The 4,289-nt window shown below is 63.6% G+C and carries 4 protein-coding genes and 1 pseudogene; 4 read left to right on the top strand and 1 reads right to left on the bottom strand.

What is annotated here, in order from left to right; genetic code table 11:
• The 4 genes from egtB to ACESL8_RS12230 form a co-directional block, all read left to right on the top strand.
• A partial coding sequence (gene egtB / locus ACESL8_RS12245; RefSeq protein WP_372919256.1) for an ergothioneine biosynthesis protein EgtB occupies positions 1-1,070 on the top strand: 1,070 nt, incomplete at its 5' end.
• 1 nt (position 1,071) lies between these two features.
• Positions 1,072-2,082: an L-histidine N(alpha)-methyltransferase gene (egtD, locus tag ACESL8_RS12240; RefSeq protein ID WP_372919254.1), complete on the top strand. Its 1,011-nt coding sequence runs from the start codon at positions 1,072-1,074 to the stop codon at positions 2,080-2,082.
• 105 nt (positions 2,083-2,187) lie between these two features.
• Positions 2,188-2,937, top strand: coding sequence for an electron transfer flavoprotein subunit beta/FixA family protein (locus ACESL8_RS12235; protein WP_372919251.1), 750 nt, complete (start codon positions 2,188-2,190; stop codon positions 2,935-2,937).
• A complete protein-coding gene (locus ACESL8_RS12230) occupies positions 2,934-3,866 on the top strand; it encodes an electron transfer flavoprotein subunit alpha/FixB family protein (protein ID WP_372919249.1) in 933 nt (310 codons plus the stop codon). Before ACESL8_RS12235 ends, ACESL8_RS12230 begins: the two co-directional genes overlap by 4 nt.
• Positions 3,867-4,041: 175 nt before the next feature.
• Here the strand turns inward: ACESL8_RS12230 and ACESL8_RS12225 are convergent.
• Positions 4,042-4,242 (bottom strand): annotated as a pseudogene (locus ACESL8_RS12225) (Rap1a/Tai family immunity protein); the annotation flags it as partial.
• Positions 4,243-4,289: the final 47 nt, after the last annotated feature.

Below are 4,289 nucleotides of genomic sequence, written 5' to 3'. Positions count from 1 at the left end.
CGTTCGTGCTAGCCGATGTTCCGGGGTATCAGACATTCGATGCGCGGTTCGCCTATCTGTTCAACAGCTATTACGAGGCCGCCGGCCCGCGTCACCCGCGCGCGCGCCGCGGCTTGCTGACAAGGCCTTCGCTGGCGCAGCTGCTCGATTGGCGCGGGCATGTCGATGCGGCGCTGGGTGCGGCGCTGCCGGGGTTGGATGCAAGGTCGGCGGCGCTGGTGAAACTGGGCATCAATCACGAGCAGCAACACCAGGAATTGCTGCTCACCGATATCCTTGATCTGTTTGCCGCCAATCCGCTGGCGCCGACCTATCTGGATCCAGGGCCGATTGCGGCGCTGCCGCGCACTCGCCAGTGGCATGGCCATGCCGGCGGCATCGTGCGCATCGGCCATGATGGCCCCGATACCGGTTTCGCCTTCGATTGCGAGGGCCCGGCGCACGCGGTGCTGCTGCGGCCGTACAAACTGGCCGGCACCTTGGTGACCAATGCCGAATGGCAGGCATTCATGGCTGATGGCGGCTATGGCGAACCGCGGCTGTGGCTTTCGGATGGCTGGGCCTGGGCGCAGCAGGGCGCGATCACCGCGCCGTTGCGCTGGCAGCAGGACAGCGACGGCTGGACCAGCATGACGCTCGCTGGTCGCCGGCCGCTGGACCCGCACGCACCGGTGACACACATCAGTTTCTATGAAGCCGATGCCTTTGCAGCTTGGGCCGGTGCCAGGCTGCCAACCGAGGCCGAGTGGGAACATGCCGCGCAGGGCGATGATCCGCGCGCAGGCACCCAGCTTGACCAAGCGGCGGCCGTGCAGCCCACAGGCGCCAGCCCCGGCCTGTTCGGTGATTGCTGGCAATGGACGGCTTCGGCTTTTCTGCCCTACCCGGGTTTTCGTGCAACCGCGGACGCGGTCGGTGAGTATAACGGCAAGTTCATGAATGGGCAGATGGTGCTGAAGGGCGCCAGTTGTGCCACGCCGCGCGGCAGTTCGCGGATCAGCGTGCGCAACTTCTTTGCGCCGCCGCAGCGCTGGCAGTTCACCGGCCTGCGCCTTGCAAGGGACGCCTGAGATGTACGAAGCTGCCGGGCCGGTTGATCTGCATGATTTTGCCGCCGATTATGCCGTCGATTTTGCCGCCGATTTCGCCAACGCGGTCCGCACCGGTCTGGCCCAACCGCAAAAGGTGATTCCGGCGCGATTTTTCTATGACGAAACCGGATCGCGGTTGTTCGAAGCGATCACGCAGTTGCCCGAATATTATCCCACCCGCACGGAAACCGCGATTTTGTCCGAACACGCCGGTGCCATCGCGGCCGCCGTGGGGCCGGGCAGGGTGGTGGTGGAATATGGATCGGGATCGTCCACGAAAACACCGCTGTTGCTGAAACCGCTGCAACCATCCGCCTATGTGCCGGTGGATATTTCCGGTGAATTTCTGGCGCAATCGGCCGCTGCACTGGCTGTGCAGTTTCCCGGCCTGCCGATCCTGCCGGTGATTGCCGATTTCACCCGGAGTTTTCAGCTGCCGGACCCGGTGGCGGCGTTGCCGCGGCTGGGCTTTTTCCCCGGTTCCACGCTGGGCAACCTGGGGCCAAGTGCCGCGATCGATCTGCTGCGCAGCTTTGCCGATGTGCTGGGGCCAGGCAGTTGGCTGGTGATTGGCCTGGATTTGGCGCCCGGCGCGGGCAAATCGGTGGCCATGCTGGAGGCGGCCTATGATGATGCCGCCGGCGTCACCGCAGCGTTCAATTTCAATCTGTTGCACCGCATCAACCGGGAATTGGCCGGCACCGTCCGCACCGATGATTTCGCGCACCGGGCCATCTGGAATGAGGGTGGGGGGCGCATCGAAATGCATCTGGTTGCGCGGATCGACACACAATTCCGCGCGGCCGGGCAGAATTTCGCGCTTGCGGCGGGGGAAACCATCCACACCGAGGACAGCCACAAATGGACCTTGGCCGAAAGTCGGCTGATGGCCTGCGCGAGTGGGTGGAGCCCGCAGGCGCAATGGACTGATGAACGCGCGCGATTTGCCGTGCACCTGTGGCGGCATGAAGGCGGCGCAATTCAACCCTGAGCCAGCCCTTGCGACGTTTGGCACTGCGCGCACAGAGGCAGGTTGACTGGCGCGGCTGTGCGTTGCAAGCACGGCCAGCAAGCGCAATCTTGGAAAGCGACGCATATGAAAGTACTCGTCCCCGTCAAACGGGTGGTGGATTACAACGTCAAGGTTCGGGTGAAGTCGGATCAGACCGGCGTCGAGCTCGCCAACGTCAAGATGAGCATGAATCCCTTCGACGAAATTGCCGTCGAAGAAGCGATTCGCCTGAGGGAAAAGGGCATCGCCACCGAGGTTGTGGTCGTGTCCGTCGGTGTGCAGCAGTGCACCGAAACGCTGCGCACGGCGCTGGCCATGGGCGCCGATCGCGGCATCCTGGTGTTGACCGATGTGACCACCGAATCGCTGGCCGTTGCCAAGGTGTTGGCCGGAATCGTTGCCGAAGAAGCACCGGGCCTGGTCATCCTCGGCAAGCAGGCGATCGACGACGACGCCAACCAGACCGGCCAGATGCTGGCCGGGCTGCTCGGCTGGGCACAGGGCACCTTTGCCTCCAAGCTTGATCCGCAGGGCGAGACGGTGAACGTGACGCGCGAAATCGACGGCGGGCTTGAAACCGTGGCGCTGAAAATGCCCGCGATCGTGACGACCGATCTGCGCTTGAACGAGCCGCGCTATGCGTCGCTGCCCAACATCATGAAGGCGAAATCCAAGCCGATCGCCGCCAAGACACCGGCCGATTACGGTGTGGACATGACACCGCGGCTGACCACCCTGAAAGTGACCGAGCCGGCCAAGCGCCAGGCCGGCATCAAGGTGAAATCGGTGGACGAACTGGTGGCGAAGCTGAAGGAAATGGGAGCGGTGGCATGAGCGTCCTGGTTCTTGTGGAACACGATAACGCTGTGGTGAAGGATGCCACGCTGGCCGCCATCACCGCCGCCGGGCAACTTGGCGGTGATGTGCATGTGCTGGTGGCCGGCAGCGGCTGCGGCACAGTGGCCACGTCGGCTGCCGCCATTGCTGGCGTTGCCAAGGTGCTGGTGGCCGATGATGCTGCTTACGGCGCCGCCCTGCCGGAAAACCTCGCGCCGCTGATTGCCAGCCTGATGGCCGGTTATGATGCGTTCGTCGCCCCGGCGACCAGCCGCGGCAAGAACATCGCGCCGCGCGTGGCAGCGGCGCTGGATGTGGCGCAGATTTCGGAAATCCTGTCCGTCGAAGGCCCGGATACCTTCACTCGCCCGATTTACGCCGGCAACGCGATTGCCACCGTGAAATCGAGCGACGCCAAGAAGGTAATCACCGTGCGCGGCACCGCCTTTGCCAAGGCTGCGACCAGCGGCGGCAGCGCCAGCATCGAAGCCGTGAGCGGCGCAGGCAGCGCCGGCACATCGAGCTTCGTGGGCGCCGAACTCACCAAGTCGGCCCGCCCGGAACTCACTGCCGCCAAGATCATCGTGTCCGGCGGCCGCGCGCTGGGTTCGTCGGACAAGTTCCACGAATTCATCGATCCGCTGGCCGACAAGCTGGGCGCTGCCGTCGGCGCCAGCCGCGCTGCGGTGGACGCGGGCTACGCCCCCAACGATTATCAGGTTGGCCAGACCGGCAAGATCGTCGCCCCGGAACTCTATGTCGCCGTCGGCATCTCCGGCGCGATCCAGCACCTGGCCGGCATGAAGGACAGCAAGATCATCGTCGCCATCAACAAGGACGAGGAAGCCCCGATCTTTCAGGTGGCCGACGTCGGCCTGGTCGGCGACCTGTTCACCCTGATCCCGGAACTGACCGGCAAGCTGTAATCAGCGATTGCTGGACGATTTGAGGGCCGTCGCTTGGTGGAGCGGCGGCCCTTTTCGTGTGCGAAGTGAAAGAGGGGCCTCCGGCGGGCAGGGACGCAGTCCCTGCACCCGTTCGTTTTATCGTTTGGAGTTGCCGTCATGCTCGCGAAGGGAACTATATACCTAGCTAGCCAGTTTATGGCTTGCAGGGAAATGCGTCCATCAGTGCTATTCGCACAAGGCTTCCAGCTAGGAAATGGCGGACATTCGGATTGTTTTGCAAATATCTTACTACGATATCCACCACCTGTTTCCGGCTGACGTTATCGGGCTGGCACATAACGGGCCGCGCCCCGCCTACCGTTTGCGCGGCAGCCAGCATATCAGACGCGCCAGTGACATATCCTAACCCGGATTATTCATCAGAGGGTGCCTGAGGGGTTG

Source organism: Sandarakinorhabdus sp. (genome assembly GCF_041689835.1).
Classification (GTDB): domain Bacteria; phylum Pseudomonadota; class Alphaproteobacteria; order Sphingomonadales; family Sphingomonadaceae; genus Sandarakinorhabdus.
The sequence above is the reverse complement of the archived record's forward strand: the minus strand, read 5'-3'. Positions and strand labels throughout refer to the sequence as shown.

Excerpts from the sequence above, each read along its gene's own strand:
- ACESL8_RS12235 (WP_372919251.1), top strand. The coding sequence starts at position 2,188 with ATGAAAGTACTCGTCCCCGTCAAACGGGTGGTGGATTACAACGTCAAG.
- ACESL8_RS12230 (WP_372919249.1), top strand. The coding sequence starts at position 2,934 with ATGAGCGTCCTGGTTCTTGTGGAACACGATAACGCTGTGGTGAAGGAT.
- egtD (WP_372919254.1), top strand. The coding sequence starts at position 1,072 with ATGTACGAAGCTGCCGGGCCGGTTGATCTGCATGATTTTGCCGCCGAT.